The following is a 21,172-nucleotide window of genomic DNA, read 5'->3' as shown; positions in this document are numbered from 1 at the left end:
TTCTAATTCACACTCAAAGAACTATTATAATATTTCTTCACTGCACTTGCTAGTATTGGAATTATTATTATTTGAATTATAATTCCAGGTATACCTGTAATAACCGCTCCTTTAATATATATCACCGGATTCATATTTAAACCAAATAGTTTAGCTAATATTGCCACAGTTAAACCCGCAAATACTCTCCCTACTATCATTGAAATTATTAAAGCCACAATCATAGGTAATTTGAACTTTTTCAATAAAATAGAACTTACAAATCCATATGTACCTAGTTCAACAACCATGATAATTGCCATAGGAAACATCACAGGCATTCCTGTTAAAGCACTACTAATAATCGGAGTTATTATCCCTAAACTTAAAGCTAACACTGGAGGCAAGAGTAACCCTCCTAATAAGATTGGAATGTGCATAGGTAAAAAAATTTGTCCAGCAATTCCAAAACTATGAAACAACATAGGTAAAATCAATCCTAAACACAATAAAAAAGCACACAAAACTAATTCTTTAGTAGATATTTTTGTCTTCATATAGATATCCTCCCTTAATTTATTTATCATTCATAAATTTAACAATTGTTTATATTCCATTTTTTTCTAAAAAATTTTGAATTTCCCCTAATAATATCTCTGTATCATCTATATTTGAAGAAATTATTTCCATAGGGCATAGCCCTGTATTATCTCTGTTCCTTATATGCAAAGTAGACTCTAAGTATGTATATTCTACTTCAGAATTATTTAAAACTTCCATTGCTTCTTCAGATACTACTTCTGTATACAATGTATCTATTTTCCCATAAACACACAACATCGCTGCAGCTTTACCTGTTATTTTATCTGCAACTGATGCATTTAATAACATTTCACCATTTTCCATTATAGCTGTGTATAAAGGTTTAATCCCCCTTTCAAGACTTTTAATAATCACCTTGTTGTTTTTAACTATTACCAAAGATAATTTTTCATCAAAAAATATTTTCTTTGCCATTTCAATATCATTCTTCATAAAACACCCCCTATTATTACCAACTAATTAAAGAAACTTTTAGAATACTTCCATTTGTATAATTTCTTTTTCCATTTCCAAAACCAACTTTTTCCACAACATAATTCTCAGGTAAAAAATCCATAGTTTTTATCCCTGCGAGTATACTTGCACCAGTAGGAGTAACCATTTCTCCTTTTTCATCAGTACTAACTAAATTTAAATTGTATTTCTGAGATATTAGTTTTGTTGCTGGCACTGGAACACTTAAAATTTTATCTTTACATTTTATATAACCACACCCATCATTTACTCTTAAATTTATAACTTCCTCAACTTTTAAATCATCAAAACATATTGCCGCTCCTACAATATCCGCAATTGAATCAAGTGCCCCTTGCTCATGGAAATAAAATTTATCAACAGATACATTATGTGCTTTAGCACCAGCTTCTGCTTTTATGTTAAATATTATTTTTGATATTTTTTTTGCATTTTCTGAAATCAAAGATTGTTCTATTATTTTTGATATATCATGTATATTTCTGCTTTCTTTTGGATATCCTTCTAGAATGACATTGTAATCACATACTTCTATATTTCTTTTCCGTTTTTTCTCAATTTCTATTCTGAATCCATCTATGTTTAAACTTTTTAATCCATCTATTAATAATGTTTTACTTGCACCTAAATCCAAAAGAGCCCCCACTGTCATATCTCCACTTATTCCTGAATCACATTCAAAATACAGTCCCCTCATCACACATATCTCCTTTAAAACATCATAGAATATCTTTTTTATTAAAAATTAACTCTGTTTGCTCTTCATTAAACAAAGTTTGAACTTTTTCATATATTAGTTTAAGTGGAACTTCTATCTTACAAAATTTCCGTATTTCTTCCTTTAATTTAATGCAATTACTGTGTTCCGGTCTAATACTTCCAGCTTCTCCTTTTACTTTTTTACCTTGAAGTTCAAATAAAAAATTATAAGAATCTATTAATATTTTTACTTTTCTAGTAACTATTTCCACTGGAACATGCATATGGTCTGTACTTATTCTATGCCAACCTGTAGAGCCTAATTCATTAATTATTATACATTCTACTTCTTTTATTTTTCCTAAAGGAACATCTATTAACAAGATGTTTCCCGGTCTATTCTTTTTTGTAATAGTTTGTATACATTGTACATTTAAAGCTCCTGCTTCATATAAATACTCAAAGACAGAACCTAATATTTCACCATTTAAATGATCAATTTGTACCAGTAACAATATTCCTTCTTTAGAAAATAATTTATTCATATAATCATCCCTATTTTAAATTTGAATTATTTTTAAAAATTCTAATCTATAGTTGAAAATATTTTCAACTATAGATTAGAGCTAAATTCAATATTCCATTATATTTAGTGCCAATTTTCCTACATTTGTTCCAGCTACTTTTCCTCCTGGTATTGCTCCCGTTATATATGCTGCTTTTTCTGAAATTGTTGCTGCTTCCTTTGGTGAATACAACTTAAGCGCCGATGCAACTGCAGCCGGAACTACTATGTTTATAATACTTACAGAAGCAAGGACCAATTCACTTACTACTGTTGCTGCAAATGGTGCTGCCCAAGCAATGTCCTCTCGCTCTCCTCTACTAATTTGAGGAATCAACTCATGAACAAAGTTTTCCATAACTGCAGTATTATTACCAATTGTAAGACTTATATCTACTAATGGGTCAAATGCCAAGTATTTTTTAGCCGTCTTGGCTTTTCTTCTTGCACCTGGTTCTATTTTTAATACTTTAACTATAACTTTATCTCCAGCCATTGCCGAAAGAATCCTATTCGCATTCTCTTCTACATTTCTGATACGTTCGTCTTCTAACTCTTTTACTATATCTTCTAAATTTTTATCTAAAGAAAGTTCATCAACTACAAATTCTGCTCTTTTATGAATCGCATTTGCTCTCGTTGGTTCTGTTGCTTCTATGAGCATATTTGTAACAGGTCCTGAAAACAGTTCATTTGCTTTCCTACAAATTGTATTTATACTGATCATCGCAACTTCTGGATCAAAAGAAGATGCCTCACGTTCTTTTGCAATCATACTTGCTACTTTGTCAACATCGCCTTCATTTTCAATTAATGCTTTCATGCCAATTACAGCATATGCACCAACGTGACCTATAGGAGCATTTATTGGCGACCCTGAAAATCCTGATATCATTTCTTCAAAAGCTGCAAATATTTCGTCAAAAGCCATCATTCCTATAACCGATGGTCCCCCAATATCTTTTAATATCAACCCGACATCGCCTACAACTTGCGCAGTATCAAATTCTTCTCCAGTAACTTTCAAATGTAATTTTTCAGGCAATCCTGCAGTCACCATTGCTGATTTTCCCACTAAATATGCAGAACTCATTCTTCCATATGTACCACTTTCTTCAGGGACTTCTGCATCTGGGTGAATCACTTCTAAAATTGCCGCTGCTCCTAATACAGCTGCTGTAAATGGATGAGGTCTCATTCCAGCACCTGCCATTGCATCAAGCATAGCTTGCGTTCCTATTCTCGCACCATTTTCTGCCATTTCCGGCCATATAAAATCTTCTCCTAAAGCACTATGACCGTATAATGGTCCTCCAGCAACAAAATTTGGTATATTTCTTCCATCATAACTTGTCAGCTTTCCTTCCATCATTGCCTGATAAATAGCCATTACAGCCGGAAAACCTGATATTTTATTATTCATCTTAGCTGTGGGGACGTTAGCTACTCCTATTCTATCAACTCCAGCCAACATTCTAGCTGTTGCTCCTAACTTTCTATTTCCTGCTGGTATTCCCACTTGTGCTTTTGATCCTGCTAAGTACATAATACAGGCTACTATTAATGCTGCATTGGCACTATCAGCTCCTGATTTTTTGGCAACTTTTATAGCTTTTTCCATCAAATCATCTATTGGTAATTTTCTTGCATCTGCAAATTCAATTGATAATTTACTGCCTCTTAACAATTCATCAGTTATTACATTTGCTACAGTATGTATAGCCATATTTACCATCCCGTGTCCACCTGTTAAAGCAACCACTCTATCTGCAGTGAGATTAGATACATTTGATACTGCTGCCATCTCCACAGCAGAAATTACTTTAGATTTTTCACTTGAGCTCAAATTCAACATTTAAATTGCACCTCCATAAATTATTAAATACACCAAACAAAATTTGTATAAATTAAAACTATTACCACCTCCTAAATAAATATATTGCATATAGCTATGTATAAGTAATATACCCCTATTTGAGTAATATACTTGTTTTTTTACCTAAGATATAACACAAAAATTTAGATTTTAACATTTTTCTCAAAACTTTTAATATATGACTATTTAATATATGACTATCATAGTATTTTAGGTAATGATATTTAATACATTAAATTAAATAGATTACAATAAAATGTATACAATTGGTTTCGTTTGTTTTATTTGAGAAATTTAAAATAATAAGTCGTAAACTATAAAAAGAAAGTTAGGTTATTGCGATTTTTAATCGACATACAACCTAACTTTTTTATTTAGCATTTACAAATAATCTCTATATTTTCTTTAAAACTTCCAGAGCATAGTCCAGCTCTTCAAATCTATTGAATGTGGAAAAGGAAAATCTCACCATTCCCCTCTCTTTAGTCCCCATACTCTCATGGTACCTTGGAGCACAATGAGAACCTGCTCTCGTTGCAATTTTATACTTGTTCCAAAGAACATCTGCAACTTTAGCTGAAGAGTAGTCCTTTACATTTAATGCCACTATTGGAACTGAATTTTCATGAAGTTCATTGTAGAGTACTACATTTTCATTTTTCTTAACTTCGCTGTAAAAGTAATCTGTCAACGACTTAAGCTTTTTCTCAACTCTATCCATTCCAATTCCATTTAAATACTTTACTCCCTCTAAAAGTCCCAAGTTTGAATGAATGTTTTGAGTTCCATATTCAAAAATATCCGGCAACATATTTGGCTGTTCTCTCTCAAAAGATTTTATTCCACTTCCACCGCTAAATACAGCTTTTGGTTTTAAATCTCCTATAAAAATCAGCCCACCTGTGCCTTGAGGTCCATATAGAGATTTATGTCCAGTAAAAGCATAGACCATATTGGGAAGTTTTCTCCCACTTAGTTTAAAGTTTATGGTTCCAGCTCCTTGAGCTCCATCTACAATTAACAGCAGACTATTTTTAATGCAAAAATCATATATATAGTCCAAGTTTGTAATTATTCCCGAAATATTTGAAGCCTGTGTAATCACAACGGCCTTGGTATTCTTTTTTAAGTTCTTTTCTAAATTTTCAACTAATATATTTCCCTTGTCATCAAGGGGTAAGTAGGAAATATCTGCACCTAAATCTTCAAGTTGGTACAGCGGCCTCAGTACACTATTGTGCTCTGCATCACTGGTTATTATGTGGTCTCTTTCATTTAAGAGACTTTTTATTGCAAGGTTTAGTCCAGTGGTTACATTACTAACCAATACTACTTTTAAAGGGTCTTCTACCCCAAAGAACTCTGCAATTATTTCTCTGGTTTCAAACAACCCCTCCAGCGAATTTAGCGAGTAGTCATGAGAACCTCTTGAAGGATTCCCAAATTTTTCACTTGATATTGAATTGTAAACGGCCTTTGCAACAGACTTAGGCTTTTTTACTGTAGTTGCTGCATTATCTAAATAAATCATCTCTAACCCTTTCAATGACTCTATCTTCTCCAACGCTATAAACTTCTTCAAATTCAACATTTTTATTTTTTAAAACTTTAACTACTTCTTCAAGTTCTCTTCCGGAGTACTTTAGTGCAAGTCCACAGCCTGCTGAAATTTCAGGAATTAATGGAATTATTCTCATATCCTCTATATTTTTTGTAGCTGTTTTTGCTGCCATCGCCTTATTTGACGACTCAAATGTAAATAGATAATAACTTAGCATGGACTTACGACTTTATATAATCTTAAAAGTTCACAAATTCTATACATATTAGTTGCAGTCCCAACTTTTAACTCCTCTTTTAAATTGTAGTTATCCAAGCAAAGTCCACATGACAATACTTCAGTTCCATTTTCTTCAAGATATTTTAAATCTTCCACTGTAGTCTTGTTAAGAGTTGATAACTTCACTCCCAAATTGTATAGCACTACATATTTAGGCAATACGTCTTGTTCTCTTAGAGCATATACAAATCCCTCTAGTAGAGTCTTAGAAAAAAGTTCATCTCCTCTGCCCATTTCATCTGCAGAAATTGCAACTATATACTCTGAACTATCTTCCTCAGTCATAACTTCACATTGACAGTCTTCTGATTTTATTAAAGTCACTTCATAGTCACTATCTGAGATCTTTTTAGTGTCTGAAGTAAATCCAAGCTGTGTTCCCATTTTAGATAAATTTTGAGTGGCTATTTCATTGTCCACTTTTACAGTTAACTCTTCTAATTGTTCTTCTTTTATAGCTTTTTTAGACATAATTACAGGTCTTGGACAAGCCAGCCCTCTTGCATCAATTGTTTTCATAACTTACCTCACATAAATAGATTTTTCTCTTTTTGAAACGACTTCTCCAATAATTGTTGCCTCTATATTGTTCTTTCTCAACTCTTCAAGCGCTTCTTCTGCACTTTTATAGTCCAGTGCACAGAGCAGCCCTCCTGAAGTCTGAGGGTCAAATAACACTTCTTCCATTGCAAAATTATCTATTAAAAATTTAACTTTACTTTCAAAGGCATTTCTATTTCGCTGACCACCTGCAGTAAATAAAAAATCAGCAGCTGCCTCTTTCGCACCTTTTAAAATATTTACAGCATTGGAATTAATCTCTGCACTAAAATCTTCTGTAAGCATTTCACTTAAATGTCCCAGCAGTCCAAATCCCGTTACATCAGTAAGGGCATTTAAATTATACTTACTTAAAATTTCAAAGCTGTACTTATTTAATTTAATCATACTTTCAACAGCTCTATTAAAATCTTCAACACTTACTTCTCCAACTGAATATCCGCTTGACAATAGGGACACACCCAGTGGCTTAGTTAAAATTAATTTGTCTCCAACTTTTGGAGTATTGTTTCTATATATTTTACTTGGATTTACTTTTCCTATTACACAAAGTCCATACTTTATCTTTGGATCGTGAATGGAGTGTCCACCACTTAAAGTTGCCCCTGCCTCTTTTACTTTATCTGCTCCGCCCCTTAAAATTTCCTCTAGAACTTCCTTGTCCTCTTCTTCGGGAAAACAGACAATATTTAAACAAGATACAGGCTCTGCACCCATTGCATAGCAATCACTTAGTGCATTTGCAGCAGCTATCTGCCCAAATATATAAGGGTCTTCAACCATTGGAGGAAAGAAATCTACAGTAAATACAATTGCAATATCCTCTGTAATTTCTATAACAGACGCATCTTCTTTTCCATCAAATCCAATCAGTATATCCGGTCTTTTAAATATTTCTATATTTTTTAAAATTTTATCAAGGGAGCCTGCGCCAATTTTAGCATTGCAACCTCCACAAACATCAAGTTTCATAATACACCTCGAATATATTTTATCACTTAGCACCTACATTAACTACCTTTTAAAAATTTTTTATATCTAGTATAATGACCTTTGAAGAGAGGTTATTATGTTTAGATCTACAGAATATGAAGAATCATTAAATTTTGAAAACCCATTGTATATTGACCTTAGAAGTGAAACTGAATTTGAAAACTCCACCATTCCAGGCGCAATTAATATGCCCATTTTAAACGACATTGAGCGAAGAGAAGTAAGTATTTTATATGTGAACAGTGAAATTGAAAAATCCAAGGAACTAGGAGTAAAATACGCTTCCATTAAATTAAATGATTATTTTAAATATATTTCCAATATAAACCACGGAAAAGATATTGTACTATTTTGTTCAAGGGGAGGATACAGAAGTACAGTTCTCTTTAATTTTTTAAAGAGCTTAGATGAGAGAGTATTTAAACTTAACTTTGGATACAAGGGCTATCGCCACTACATTATTGAAGAACTTCCAAAACTGTCTGAAAAATTTGAATTTATAAATATAAACGGCTACACCGGAACTGGAAAGACCAGAATTTTAAATGAACTTGAATCCCTAGGAGCACAAGTTTTAAATTTAGAAGAACTGGCATCGCATAGAGGATCTTCCTTTGGAAGCGTAGGACTTGAAAAACAGCCAACTCAAAAGATGTTTGAAAGTTTGTTATTTGACAAGTTAAACTCCTTTAAAAATAAAACTGTATTTGTGGAAAGTGAAAGTATAAAAATTGGAAAAGTTTCAGTTCCAAAATACCTCTATGACGATTACAACTTATCTTCAAATCAAGTATTAATAACATCAAAGATTGAAGACAGAGTGCGACGAATAAGAGAAGACTACGTAAACTCAGCTAATGAAAATTTTGAAAGTGAAATTTTAAGCTCATTAAATGAACTTAGAAAATATATAAGTGCAGAACGATTTAAAAACTATAAAAATCTAATTGAAAATAGAGATTATGACACTGTAATTAAAGACTTAATAGAAAAGTACTACGACCAAAACTACAGCATTAAAAAATCAAACTTTGACCTTGTATTAAAAAATAACAATTCTAGAGAAGTTGCAAAAACTATATTTGACTATTATGAGATTTAAAATAAGGTTCTTGGTATTTTAATATTGTCTTTATATTCAAAAGCAGATACTGCGAAAATTAATTTTCACAGTATCTGTTAATCTTTATATCACATTTCAAATAACAATTGTCAGAATAAATGTTGTAATCAAAGCTGCACATACACATAATGGAACAGCCTTAAATAACAATCTTGGGAACATTTTGTTTCTTTCTTCCTCTCCTGAAATAGAACCAAGTATTAAACTTCCTCCTGAAGAAAATGGAGAAATAGAACTTGATTGTGCACCAACTACTGTAGCTGTAAACAATAAAGTTGTACTCAAATTTGTAGCAGCCGCAATTTCGGGAATAATTGGAAATAATGCTGGTGTTACAACTCCTAAAGTTGAACTGAAAAACGACATTGCTGCCGCTATTAAGGCCAATACATAAGGTACTAAAAACTTTGGTATGTTTGTAGATACAAAACTAGCCAATAAGTCTATTGTTCCTGCTTTTATTGCAACTTGTATTAACATACCTACACCAGAAATCATTATAAGAGTACCCCAAGGAACTCTAGCTATTACTTCTTTTTGATCTCCAAGTTTAAATAAGAATGCTATTACTGAAAATATCATAGCCACCAAACCAATATCCAATTTTGAATTAATAAAAGCTATTGTCTCATTTTTAGGTAAAATATTATGTAATATAGGAAAAATTAATACTATTGCTATCATTGAAAAAATTAAATATAAATTAATTTTTTGCTTTTTATTATATTGCTCAGGTTTTTCTATTTCTAAATGCTTGTTATCTTTTCCTCTGTTGCTCAATAACATCATCCCTATTATAACTACTATTGGCATTATAAATGTAGCACCAAATATATATGTTGCATCTGAAAAAGCCTGACTTTCTAACCCTGTGTCAGCTATTAATCCTCTAAATATGATTCCACTTGCTGAAATCATAAAATTTGCTCCTGCCAAGGCCCCATAGTTAACTGCTATAGCTCCTAATAGACTATTTGTATTTGTCTTCTTACAAAGTAACAATGTAATCGGAGCAAAGAAAGCCAATATTGTAAAATATCCTGCTCCTAGTCCGGCTGTTAAAGTTGCTGCAAAATATATAACTAATAATATCAACTGTGGAAATTTTCTACTTGCATATAATAAATGCATTGCTAATTTTTCAAGTGTTCCATTAACTACAGCAAAATTATAAAATAGCGATACCGACAATATTACAAAAAATATACTTATAGGCCATGTGTTAATTATTTCTTTTGTCTCCATATTCAATAAAAATGCACCTATCAAATAGGCAAATCCTATAGAAAACAGCCCTGTATTTATTCCTGTTTTATATCCAAGAAATATAGATATTGCAATAGCCGCTATAACTAATAAACTAATATAATCCATATAATTAACCCCCTATATCAACATCCAACAACTTTGAAGGAATAGTTCTAGTCATATGATATATTTTTTCTTCACTAATACCATTATCTAATAGATACTGCATGTATTCTCCAAGTGCATCTTCCCATGGAGGATTTTCTACTTGCCCTCCATCGGTATCTACCATTACATTCTCATAACCAACTAAATTAACTATCTCTAAATTATCTTTTAAATTACTCTTATACTTTCCACCACCAAGTGGTTGAGCATAGCATCTTTCTAAAATAACGTCATAGTCTTTTACTATTTGCTGTTGTTCTTCATGAGTCATCCCTACAACCCAGAATTCAGGATGAGTTATAACTATTTTTTTTAATCCCATATCTTTAGCCTGTTTTACAACTTCAAAAATTTCTTTAGGAGATATATGACCTGTTCCCAACGCTACATCATAGTCTTTAATTAACTTAAAAATTTTTTTCAACGGCTCAACAATTGTACCTTTTTCATCTAAACATTCAATTCCACCTAATTGTCCATATTTTTCCCTATGGTTTCTAGCATCCATAGTTGGAAGCCAAATAACTTTTGCTCCCATTTTTAAACCTGTTTCAACAGCAACTGGATTAAGGCCCCCTATTGCATTATTTAAAACTACTGATCCAAACATTTCAAATTGATTCTTCCCATGAACTTTTTTATTATAAAGATTGCACAAAAAAGCTCTGTTCATAGTTGTTCCATGGTGAGACTTTAAAACTATGCCCCTAGCATGAATTTTTAATCCTGCTTCTAGCATGTCAAAGTCTGTATAACGCCTTTCTCTAATATCAGGTGATGTATGTACATGCATGTCAAACACATTCGTTAAATCAACTTTTTTCATTTTATCCCTCCTAATTATTATTTTTATTTAAATTAATTAACGACCCTGCCACAAGTGTTTCCCTTTCTATATCTGTTAGAAAGTCCAATCCTAAAAATATTTCTTCTAATGTGTTATTTTCTGATATTACATATGCTTTAATAGACTTTTCACCTAATAAAACACTTTGTTTTATATTAGGTATATATATATAATTACCTTCCTTAAACTTCTCATATTCTTCAGCAATAAAGGGAATAATACCCCAATTAATTAAATTAGACCTATATCTTTTCGTTGCATAATTCTTGGCAAAATTGGCAACTCCTCCTAAAACTTTTTGATTTGATGCAGCTTGTTCTCTAGCGGAGCCTTCTCCAATGCTATTAGCATATATTCCACTTCCATACACTAATTCATTTAAATCTAAATCACCTATATCTCTAGAAAGTATTTTTTTAATTTCTAAAACTTTTTCAGAATTTTTTAAATTAAAATTTTCATCTCTAATTTTTTTAGAGTTTTCAACATAACTAGGATATCTACGACTCAAAGTATATTCTGCTAGCCTCTCTGGATTAGACCTATAGGCTGACGTTTCTCCTGATGGAATCAGTTCATCTGTAGTCGTTACTTCATCTGTTATATATGCAGCAATTTTAACAAGTAAATTATTTTTCAATCCCATAAATTCTGGCCAATCCTTTATATTTGGTCCGTATACTAATTTTATAGAAGGATCTGGTTTTTTATAGCAATCTAAAACTCTCTTCTCATAAATTCCCCCATTAAAATTATAGGGCTTTACTTCTGATGAATATTCAATTTCATCGGCACCTGTCAATTTCCCTAAATTTAAAGCAGTCGCTGCTATACTTCTTGCATCCATTAGTGCAACTAAAGATATTTGTCCCTCTGTCGGCTTTGATCCTTCTCTATTTGGAAAATTTCTAGTTACATGCCTAATTGAAAATCCATTATTTTCAGGAGTGTCTCCTGACCCAAAGCAAGGTCCACAAAAAGCTGGTTTAACAACCACTCCAGACTCCATTAAACTGCTTACTGTTCCATTTTTAACTAATTCTAAATATGCAGGTTGACTTCCCGGATAAACATTTAATGAAAATTTATCATTGCCTATAGAGGATTCTCTTAATATGTTTGACATTTCTACAATATTGTCATAAGTTCCGCCTGAACAACCAGCTACTATACCTTGATCAACATAAAAATCTCCATCCTTAAAATTAGATGTCAAGTCTATATTTATATTTTGATTTTTAAACAACTCATTCGCTTCTAATTTAATTTTTTTAATTATTTCACTTGTATTTTCTTTAAATTCTTCTATTGTATATACATTACTTGGATTAAAAGGTACAGCTATAGATGGTTTAATTTCTGATAAATTTACTACTACTGCTCCATCATAATGTGCAAATTCTTCGGGCCGTAACTCTTTATAATCTTTCTCTCTCCCATGAATTCTATAATAATTTCCAACCTCTTCATCTGTCTGCCAAATTGAACTTAAACATCCCATTTCTGTTGTCATAACATCAATTCCATTTCTATATTCAATTGGAAGATTTTTTATTCCATCTCCTATAAATTCTAAAATTTTATTTTTTACAAATTTCTTTTCATACACAGCCTTTATTATATTCAATGCAACATCTTGTGGTCCTACACTTTGCATTGGACTGCCCTCTAAGTATATTGCTATTATTTCCGGATATTTAATATCATATGTACCACCTATTAACTGCTTAACCAACTCGCCTCCACCTTCGCCAATTCCCATTGTGCCAAGTGCCCCATACCTTGTATGAGAATCTGATCCCAAAATCATACTTCCTACTTTTGTCATCATTTCTCTATTATACGAGTGAATTACCGCTAAGTTAGGTGGCACATAAATGCCTCCATATTTTTTTATAGCAGATAGGGCAAACTTATGATCATCTTCATTAATAGTTCCCCCAACAGCGCATAAGCTATTGTGGCAATTTGTTAATACATAGGGCTTTGGAAAATATTTCATTCCACTTGCTCTAGCAGTTTGAATTATATTTACATATGTAATATCATGTGAAGTTAATGAGTCAAATTTAATTTTTAAGTTCTCACTACTCTCATTTACATTATGTTTTTCTAAAATTTTATATGACATCGTTCCTTTTTTGGACAGTTTTTTATTTAGTCTATCTCCACATTTTTTACTTGCTTCTTCTTCATCAAGTAATCTATCATTTACTAAATAACTGCCATTTGTTAATTTAATCATCTTATGCACCTCATTATTATTTAAAAAGAAACACTTTCTTAAATACTTATTATTCGTTTTTTTCAGCATATCACTTTATTATAGTAAAGGCTAATATCCATTTCTTATAACTTTCATAGGATATATACTATAAGATTGAAATGTTTTCTATGACCTTTAATTTGGTTTTTATAATATTTAAAAACTTTTTTTCTGCCTTACTCATATAATAATCTTTACGATAAATAGCATATATTTTTCTATTGAGAAACTCTCCATTTGTTTTTTCTATTAAGAAATAATCTAATTCATTATTATTTCTTAATAATTCCCTAGTTCTCGTTGGCACAATAGTTATTCCCAGTCCTTTACTTGCCAGCAACGCTGAATATGTATGGCTGTCTGTCTCCATATATATTTTTTGATCTTTAATATCTTTTAGTAATACATCTAAAGTCAACCTCATTGCATGGCCTTTTTTAAGCATTATCAAAGGATATTTATTTATATTTTTTACAGGAAAAACATTTTTATAATTCCCAATTAAATCCTCGCTTTTTACAAGCCCTTTTTTAGCTGCCAATAATAATTTTTCTTCATATATAAATTCATCTTCAATATCTAAATCTATTTCTTGTTCTTTTTGAGGAAGCAAAAGTATATCTACTTCTTTTTCAACGAGCATTTTTCTTAAATTTTTACTACTATTTTCAATAACAACAACTTCATATTTTGGATATTCTCTTTTAAAATCTCCTATGACTAACGGAATAACATGAGCTGCTCTTTCTGTTGGCGTACCTAACCTTATTTTCCCTTGTTCTCCATTATTAATGTCTGATAACTCTTTTAAAAGATTATCTTTTAAGCTAATTATTTCTTTAGCTATCTCAACATATCTTTCACCAGAATAAGTAAGTTTTATGGGAAAACAACTTCTATCGAAAAGTTTCACATTCAACTTTTTTTCAACATTTGTAATTGTTTGACTTATCGTAGGCTGAGAAACATATAGTTTTTCAGCAGCCTTTGTAAATGACTGATATTTTGCTACGGTTATAATATATTCAAATTCTCTAAATTCCATTTCTTACACCTCAATTTAAATTTAAATCCTAAACTAAAAATATATCTATATTATAAAAGACATCTTAAATTTAAGATGTCTTTTAGTTTATGCTACTTTCCCAATATTCGAAAAAATATCTTCATAGGCATTTTTTATTTTAAATAAAAATCCTCTTTCGCTAACTCTTTCTTTTACTATTAGGTCACTTTTTAAAATTTGTTCGTCATTCATTTTATAGGTTATAGTACCTACTACTTCTCCTGCTGCAATTGGTGCTTTTAATCCCGGCTCTATACTGATTTGTTTTTTTATTTCACTTTTCCCATCCCAGAGAACTGAGCCAGTATTTTCTTCATATACTTCTACCTTATCTTTGCTTGCTTCTTCAACTTCTATGGTCTTTACAGGTTTTTCCACATTTCCCACAACTTTGTACTTATAGGTTTCAAATCCCTCTCCTAAAAGTCTTTTTGCTGCAACGTATCTGGACCAGTCGTTTTTTGAGCCTGTTGTAATTCCTATAAGTCTAGTGTCCAAAGATTTTCCCTCAACACCTTTTCTAAGACCTGTGGCAACTAAACATCTCCCAGATGCATTTGTATAGCCAGTTTTCAAACCGTCTATTCCCTCAACTATTCCCAGTAGCGGATTTGTATTGTATTCCAAGAAATTTCTGGTGTCGTCTTCCAACTTTGGCATTGATGTAATTTCAAGTAGTTCGGGATATTCTTTTATAAGTTCTCTCGTCAAGAAAAACATCTCTCTTGTAGTCATTTTGTTGTAGTCTTCAATTGAGTAGTCAGTAAGTCCTGTGGGGTTTACCATATGTGCATTTTCAAGTCCAAGTTCTTTACACTTGTCGTTCATCAACACTACGAAAGCCTCTTTTGAACCTGATATGTGCTTCGCAAGAGCAGTTATAGCATCATTTCCCGATACTATAAGAGAGGCTTTTACTAAAGTCCAAACATCTACTTGTTCATTTTCTTTTAATTTATAAGTGGAACCTGAAAGCATTGCGCTTTCATGATCTATAGTTACAATATCGTCTTTACTTATTGTCCCATCTTTAATCTTGTCCATGACAACAAATATACTGACTAATTTTGACATGGAAGCCATAGATTTTATTTCATCTATATTGTAAGATTCTAAAATTTTCCCACTTTTATAATCTCCTAAAATATAGGAGTCGCAAAGTTCTATTAGGGGTTCTTGATTTAATTCTTCTATTTTTACAGCTTCTTCATATGTTGCCCTTTGAACTCCATTTTTTGTGGGCACATATATATTTTGATTTCTTATTTCCTTTGGTTCTTCAGTATTAGTGGTCTGTGTTGCAAAAGATACTGAAGGTGTTAAAAGCATAAGTATAGTCAAAAAAATACTTAAAGTTTTTTTCATCTTTTCACCTCTTGTATTATTCTACCAAAGACTTAAAAATATATAAAGAAAAAAATGAGATAAGAGTTTTCTTATCTCACAGTTTTTATTCTAATTCTCTTTTTGCTATTATGGCTTTAGCCATTTCTTCACCAAGTTTTATTAATTCCCTTAGCTCTTCCTCATCTGCTGCACCCTGTATTTCAGGTTGTATATCTAAAACGTCACACTTGTTTTCCTCAACAAACCCGCGCAATCTCTTAAGTGCTCCACCACTCCATGAGTAGGAGCCAAAAATTCCCCAGATATTATTTTTCATTTTTTGCTGTTTTAATTCTTCCATTAAAAAGCTCATTGGAGGAAATATGTTGTTGTTATAAGTGCAAGACCCTAAAATTACACCTCTTGTCTCCCAAGCTTCTGCCAATAGGTATGAAAATGAAGTCTTTCCAACATCTCTTATTTTAATGTCAGTTATTCCTCCCTTTGCCACTCCTCTTGCAACAGCCTCTGCCATTCTCTCAGTATTTCCATACATTGAGCCATATATGATTAAAACGCCGTCTTTTACTTTTTGTTTAGCTAAATCTGTATATAGATTAAATATCTTTTCAGGATTTGTTCTCCAAATAGCTCCATGCACAGGACAAATTGTCTTTATTTCAAGCTCTGACAATTTATTTAAAGCTTTAAGTGCCTGAGAGGCATATTTTCCAACTATATTTATAAAATATCTGGTAGTTTCAGAGTAGTAGTTGTCATTAAACCTAACTTGGTCGTCAAAAATAGCTCCGTTTAAAGTTCCAAATCCGCCAAAAATATCCTGTGAAAATAGAGTTTTAGTCTCCTCTTCATAAGATACCATTGACTCAGGCCAGTGAACCATAGGTGTCATGTAAAATGTAAGCTTTCTATTTCCCAGCTCCAATGTTTCTCCCTCTGACACTATTATTAAATTGTCTTCTATATTATAGAAGTTCTTTAAAAATGGAGCAGTTTTTTTATTACATATTATTTTTACATTGGGATAGAGTTCTAAAATATTCTTTATTCCCGATGAGTGATCCGGCTCAACATGGTGAATTACTATATAGTCTAAATCTCCACCATCTAAAATTTCCTGTACTTTTTCAATATAAGTACTTATTGTATTTACTTTAACCAAGTCCATTATAATGTTCTTTTCACCGGTCATTAAAAACGAATTATATGCAACTCCATCAGGTAGCGGCCACATATTTTCAAAAAGTTCTGTTTGACGGTCGTTTACTCCAATATAATATAAATGGTCATTTATTTGTTCTGTTAGTAAGTTTTCCATAACTCCTCCTACTTTAACAACAATTCTACTGGGCAGTGATCTGAACCCATAATTGATTGATGAATTTTTGCATCTACAAGTCTATCTTTTAATCTCTCAGACACTACAAAATAGTCAATTCTCCAGCCAATGTTTCTCTCTCTGGACTTTGCAAAGTGACTCCACCACGAATACTCCTGCTCCTTATCGGGATAGAAGTATCTAAAAGTATCTATATACCCTGCATTTAACAGTTCTGTAAATTTATTTCTCTCTTCATCAGTAAATCCTGCACTTTTGTGATTTGTCTTTGGATTTGCAAGGTCTATTTCGCCATGTGCCACATTTAAATCTCCACATAGTATTACAGGTTTTTTCTCATTTAAAGTATTTAGATAATTTCTAAATTCATCTTCCCAAACCATTCTATACTCAAGTCTTTCAAGCTTCCTCTTGGAATTTGGCGTGTAGCAGGTGATAAAATAAAAATCTTCAAATTCTGCAGTTATAACTCTGCCTTCATCTTCGTGTTCTTCCATACCTATTCCATAGCTTACATTTAAAGGTTTTTTCCTTGTAAAGATAGCTGTTCCGGAATATCCCTTTCTCTGGGCATAGTTATAGTACATTTCATATCCTTCTAATTCAAGGTCAAGTTGTCCCTCTGAAAGTTTTATTTCTTGTAACGCAAAAACATCTGCATCAAGTTCATTAAAAATATCAACAAACCCTTTTTTTACCACCGCTCTAAGTCCATTTACATTCCACGAAATAAGTTTCATACTTTATTTTGTTCCTCCTGATTATAATTTTCCAAAAATGAATGTTTTTCATCTCTAGTCTTCCATCCTACTATTGCACCCATATTTATATTTTCAGCAGACCTGAGTATATTAATATCAGCATTTTCATGAACTCCCTTAATTTCTTTAATTAAGTCCTTCACGTAAAATCTCATATTGCCCTCTTTTTTCTCTGCAATTGTACATGCGCAGTCAAGGGCATTTAAGCCAGTAGATTTCATAAATCTAATAATGGCTTCCTCCTCTATATAATACATCGGTCTGATTAATTCCAACCCCTTAAAGTTATCAGAGTGAAGTTTTGGCATCATAGTTTTAAAATTTCCCGCAAATAAAACATTTAACATAATCGTCTCTACAACGTCATTAAAGTGGTGTCCCAGTGCCAGTTTATTGCAGCCCAACTCCTGAGCTTTTGCATATAAATTTCCCCTTCTCATTCTTGCACACATATAACAAGGGCTATCTCCCGCAACTCTATTGGCCACTTCAAATATATCTGAATTGTGAATTTTAACAGGAATATTTAAATAATTGCAGTTATACTCTAAAAGCTTTCTATTCTCCTCTTTAAATCCGGGATCCATTGCAATAAATTCCAATTCAAAATTCATCTTCCCATGTTTTTGTAACTCTTGAAATAATTTTGCAAGAGTGAGAGAATCTTTTCCCCCTGAAATTGCAATGGCTATTTTATCTCCATCTGCTATCATTTCAAATTCATTTATCGCCCTTATAAATTTAACCCAAATATTTTTTCTGTAGGTCTTTATTATGGAGCGTTCTATATCCCCTATGGGCTTTTCTTTTATTTGATCTTCCAACCTATAATCTCCATTCTTCATAGCTTTAACATTTATATTATACCATAATACTGTGAATTAAAAACACCGCATATTTAAAATACAAAATAACTCTAATCTGTTTTCTTAGTAAAAATATGTATTTGAAAAGTACAAATCTGGAAGTATGAATAATTTACATACTGAGCTACTGCGCTTATAATGGTATTAAGTTTAATATTAACCTTAACAGTTCATATAGGAGGACAATTATGAAAAAAATAATAATATTAGCTCTTAGTTTACTGCTACTGACGGGATGTACTAACAAGCCTACAAGCTCCGGTAGTTCTAACAACGTTGATAATGAAATTAAAAATACAATTACAAAGTACATAGAAATAAAGACCTATACTGGAGAAGATATAACATTTGACGAAAATGACACTAAGACTTTTAATGGTGAAACTTACACCAGAATTTTAGGAGAGGACTTTAACAGCGTAGAAGATTATAACAAAATGATAAATAGTACTTTTACTAAAGAAACAGTTAAATACAACTTATTAAAGGACTCAAACTCTTTTAGTGCTATTAAAAGTGATGATGGAAAAATTTATATTTCCAATCAAACTCTTGAACATATCAACCAATATTATAAAGACAGGCCTTTAGATTTAGACAATTTAAAAGTAATTTCCAAAAAAGATGACATTCTTATAGTGGGATTTACTTTTATTTCTGAAACCAATATAGAAGATAGACCTATATCTAAACTGGTATTTATTAAAGAAAACGATAAATATCTAATTCACGATGACATTTCAAAGCTTTCCTACAATGCTGTAAGTGAAGATGAGGAAAATTTAATTAGAAAGCACTTTAATATTCCAGATGACAAGTCCACTTTTATTGGAAATTTTAATAATTCCTTTCCCAATAAAAAATATAACCACTCAACTTACGGTGTATTTGAAATAAATGGAAAAACTCTTACCTTAAAGGAGGCTTGTGACATTAATAAGGATACAAACAAAGTAAAGACGCTAAAAGTTGATGGTGAAAATATAGTAAATAATATATTTGAAGATATTCCCCACGAAAGTGATGATGTAGAGCTATTAATTTGCTACGTTCCAGAAGACAAAGCTAACTTAACTGACGATTATATAGAATATAGCTTTATGGGAACATTTGATGAAAATCCGAAATCTACTAAAGTAAATAATAAGTACATTATAATTCCAAAGTATATTAATGATCCTGGTCATAAATTTGAAATTGATGGCGTGTACCACTCTTCACCTACTTTCAGTTTACCTATTTATGGAGTAGAGGGCGATATTAAAATTGAATTTGCATCTAAAGAATATAACTTGGAAGGTGCTAAAAATGACGTAAAGTTACTTGAAAATGCAAATGTAGTTAATTATGACCATATTGTAAAATATTTAACTGAAAATTAAAAACATACTTGAAACCTTGGAGGCAAGTTATGAGAAAAATAATAGCATTAACTCTTAGTTTACTGCTAACAGGATGTATTAATAATCCTATAAATTCCAGTAGTTCTAACAAAGTTGATAATGAAATAAAAAATACAATTACAAAATACCTATCCCTAAATACTTATACGGGAGAAAATATAAAATTTGACGAAAATGACACTAAGACTTTTAATGGTGAAACCTACGCCAGAATTCTAGGCAATGACTTTAACAGCCCTGAAGACTATAACAAAATGATAAATAATGCTTTTACTAAAGAATCTGCAAAGGACTACCTTTTAGAAAAACCCAATACATCAAATGGAATTTTATATACAGATAAAAGTGGAGTTTATATTAACAAAAAGGTTATGGAACAGCCTCTTCAATTTACTCCAGATCTAAACACTCTTGATGTTGTCACTGAAAAAGATGATGTTTTAATAGTAAGTTATGATAATTTTTATAAACCTACAAAAGAAACTTACCCACTCTATGTAACTCTAGTAAAGGAAAACGATAAATATTTAATAGATAATTATAAAATTACAAATTGTAAACTGGCAGGTAAAGAACATTCTAAAATAATTAGAGAACACTACAATATTCCAGATGACAAGTCCACTTTTATTGGCCTTATATCTCAATACAAAGATAAGCACTTTGCATTTGTAGTCTATACAGTTAAGGGAAAAGACTTATATTTAGAACAAGCCTGTGACTTTGACGTTGATAAAAATACTATTGCGCCCCTTACTATTGAAGGGCAGAGAAAAATATATGGAGCCCGCGAAGAACTCAGTGAAACAAATCCTAAAGTACTTAACAATATTTTTGAAAAACTAAGCCCGGACAGTAAATTAGAAACTTTAATTGCCTCTGTGCCTAAAGATGCTTCGCCTTTATTTGAAAAGTATATTGAATTTGAAGAATTGTTTCCATCTGAAGAAAATAATGCAGTGCTTAATAAATATATTGTAGTTCCAAAATACTTTACTTCTTTTTCTTTAAGTGCCGCTGATGGACCCACTGTCATTTGGTCAGATTCACCATTTTTAGGGATTAAGGGCAGCTTTAAATTAAAAGAAAATATTAACTATGAAACACTTCTTAATTTCTTTGCTGAAAATTTAGGAGATTAAACAAGT

The 21,172-nt window shown here is 31.5% G+C and carries 20 protein-coding genes; 3 read left to right on the top strand and 17 right to left on the bottom strand.

Annotated elements, in window-relative coordinates:
* Window positions 1-2: 2 nt before the first annotated feature.
* The 9 genes from BUB47_RS02635 to selD form a co-directional block, all read right to left on the bottom strand.
* Window positions 3-536 carry an ECF transporter S component gene (locus tag BUB47_RS02635; protein WP_073183498.1) on the bottom strand — a complete coding sequence of 178 codons (534 nt, stop codon included), beginning with the start codon at window positions 534-536 and terminating at the stop codon, window positions 3-5.
* A 49-nt stretch (window positions 537-585) separates the two neighbouring features.
* Entirely contained in the window at window positions 586-1,014 is a 429-nt protein-coding gene (locus tag BUB47_RS02630) for a DUF1893 domain-containing protein (protein WP_073183496.1), read from the bottom strand.
* Window positions 1,015-1,030: 16 nt separating this feature from the next.
* The gene (larC, locus tag BUB47_RS02625; RefSeq protein WP_073183494.1) at window positions 1,031-1,753 is read right to left on the bottom strand and encodes a nickel pincer cofactor biosynthesis protein LarC; all 723 of its coding nucleotides are present in this window, start codon (window positions 1,751-1,753) and stop codon (window positions 1,031-1,033) included.
* A gap of 22 nt (window positions 1,754-1,775) precedes the next feature.
* Window positions 1,776-2,300, bottom strand: coding sequence for a nickel pincer cofactor biosynthesis protein LarC2 (larC2, locus tag BUB47_RS02620; protein WP_073183492.1), 525 nt, complete (start codon window positions 2,298-2,300; stop codon window positions 1,776-1,778).
* An 87-nt stretch (window positions 2,301-2,387) separates the two neighbouring features.
* The gene (locus BUB47_RS02615; protein WP_083529045.1) at window positions 2,388-4,175 is read right to left on the bottom strand and encodes a hypothetical protein; all 1,788 of its coding nucleotides are present in this window, start codon (window positions 4,173-4,175) and stop codon (window positions 2,388-2,390) included.
* 415 nt (window positions 4,176-4,590) lie between these two features.
* A complete protein-coding gene (locus tag BUB47_RS02610) occupies window positions 4,591-5,742 on the bottom strand; it encodes an aminotransferase class V-fold PLP-dependent enzyme (RefSeq protein ID WP_234945621.1) in 1,152 nt (383 codons plus the stop codon).
* Window positions 5,711-5,974: a putative Se/S carrier protein gene (locus BUB47_RS02605; RefSeq protein WP_073183488.1), complete on the bottom strand. Its 264-nt coding sequence runs from the start codon at window positions 5,972-5,974 to the stop codon at window positions 5,711-5,713. Before BUB47_RS02605 ends, BUB47_RS02610 begins: the two co-directional genes overlap by 32 nt.
* The gene (gene yedF, locus BUB47_RS02600; protein WP_073183486.1) at window positions 5,968-6,555 is read right to left on the bottom strand and encodes a sulfurtransferase-like selenium metabolism protein YedF; all 588 of its coding nucleotides are present in this window, start codon (window positions 6,553-6,555) and stop codon (window positions 5,968-5,970) included. The genes BUB47_RS02605 and yedF overlap by 7 nt, the downstream gene beginning before the upstream one ends.
* Before the next feature lie 3 nt (window positions 6,556-6,558).
* Complete coding sequence (gene selD / locus BUB47_RS02595; protein WP_073183484.1) at window positions 6,559-7,569, bottom strand: selenide, water dikinase SelD; 1,011 nt, start codon at window positions 7,567-7,569, stop codon at window positions 6,559-6,561.
* A gap of 97 nt (window positions 7,570-7,666) precedes the next feature.
* On the opposite strand from selD, the gene mnmH reads away from it, so the two are divergent.
* A complete protein-coding gene (gene mnmH / locus BUB47_RS02590; RefSeq protein WP_073183482.1) occupies window positions 7,667-8,692 on the top strand; it encodes a tRNA 2-selenouridine(34) synthase MnmH in 1,026 nt (341 codons plus the stop codon).
* A 96-nt stretch (window positions 8,693-8,788) separates the two neighbouring features.
* Here mnmH and BUB47_RS02585 read toward each other — a convergent pair whose 3' ends face one another.
* The 8 genes from BUB47_RS02585 to BUB47_RS02550 all read right to left on the bottom strand — a co-directional run bounded on the left by BUB47_RS02585 (window position 8,789) and on the right by BUB47_RS02550 (window position 18,579).
* On the bottom strand, window positions 8,789-10,087 hold the full coding sequence (locus tag BUB47_RS02585; RefSeq protein ID WP_200779470.1) for an SLC13 family permease: 1,299 nt from the start codon (window positions 10,085-10,087) through the stop codon (window positions 8,789-8,791).
* 4 nt (window positions 10,088-10,091) lie between these two features.
* On the bottom strand, window positions 10,092-10,955 hold the full coding sequence (locus tag BUB47_RS02580; RefSeq protein ID WP_073183480.1) for a DUF6282 family protein: 864 nt from the start codon (window positions 10,953-10,955) through the stop codon (window positions 10,092-10,094).
* A gap of 10 nt (window positions 10,956-10,965) precedes the next feature.
* Window positions 10,966-13,221 (bottom strand): hydratase, encoded by a 2,256-nt coding sequence (locus BUB47_RS02575; protein ID WP_073183478.1) that lies wholly within the window; start codon window positions 13,219-13,221, stop codon window positions 10,966-10,968.
* A 127-nt stretch (window positions 13,222-13,348) separates the two neighbouring features.
* Window positions 13,349-14,287 (bottom strand): LysR family transcriptional regulator, encoded by a 939-nt coding sequence (locus BUB47_RS02570; protein WP_073183476.1) that lies wholly within the window; start codon window positions 14,285-14,287, stop codon window positions 13,349-13,351.
* A gap of 87 nt (window positions 14,288-14,374) precedes the next feature.
* Window positions 14,375-15,673 (bottom strand): D-alanyl-D-alanine carboxypeptidase family protein, encoded by a 1,299-nt coding sequence (locus BUB47_RS02565; RefSeq protein WP_073183475.1) that lies wholly within the window; start codon window positions 15,671-15,673, stop codon window positions 14,375-14,377.
* A gap of 85 nt (window positions 15,674-15,758) precedes the next feature.
* Window positions 15,759-16,973, bottom strand: coding sequence for an FprA family A-type flavoprotein (locus BUB47_RS02560; protein WP_073183474.1), 1,215 nt, complete (start codon window positions 16,971-16,973; stop codon window positions 15,759-15,761).
* Between the two features lie 8 nt (window positions 16,974-16,981).
* On the bottom strand, window positions 16,982-17,734 hold the full coding sequence (locus BUB47_RS02555; protein ID WP_073183473.1) for an exodeoxyribonuclease III: 753 nt from the start codon (window positions 17,732-17,734) through the stop codon (window positions 16,982-16,984).
* Window positions 17,731-18,579 carry a tRNA 2-thiocytidine biosynthesis TtcA family protein gene (locus tag BUB47_RS02550; RefSeq protein ID WP_407639557.1) on the bottom strand — a complete coding sequence of 283 codons (849 nt, stop codon included), beginning with the start codon at window positions 18,577-18,579 and terminating at the stop codon, window positions 17,731-17,733. Before BUB47_RS02550 ends, BUB47_RS02555 begins: the two co-directional genes overlap by 4 nt.
* A 230-nt stretch (window positions 18,580-18,809) precedes the next feature.
* Here BUB47_RS02550 and BUB47_RS02545 point away from each other — a divergent pair, with 230 nt between their 5' ends.
* Together BUB47_RS02545 and BUB47_RS02540 are read left to right on the top strand one after the other, a co-directional pair.
* Window positions 18,810-20,003, top strand: a complete 1,194-nt coding sequence (locus tag BUB47_RS02545; RefSeq protein WP_073183471.1) for a lipoprotein — start codon at window positions 18,810-18,812, stop codon at window positions 20,001-20,003.
* Window positions 20,004-20,032: 29 nt separating this feature from the next.
* Window positions 20,033-21,166, top strand: a complete 1,134-nt coding sequence (locus tag BUB47_RS02540) for a hypothetical protein (protein WP_073183470.1) — start codon at window positions 20,033-20,035, stop codon at window positions 21,164-21,166.
* Window positions 21,167-21,172: the final 6 nt, after the last annotated feature.

This window comes from Anaerosphaera aminiphila DSM 21120 (assembly GCF_900129925.1).
Taxonomy (GTDB): Bacteria; Bacillota; Clostridia; order Tissierellales; family Peptoniphilaceae; genus Anaerosphaera; species Anaerosphaera aminiphila.
The sequence above is the reverse complement of the archived record's forward strand: the minus strand, read 5'-3'. Positions and strand labels throughout refer to the sequence as shown.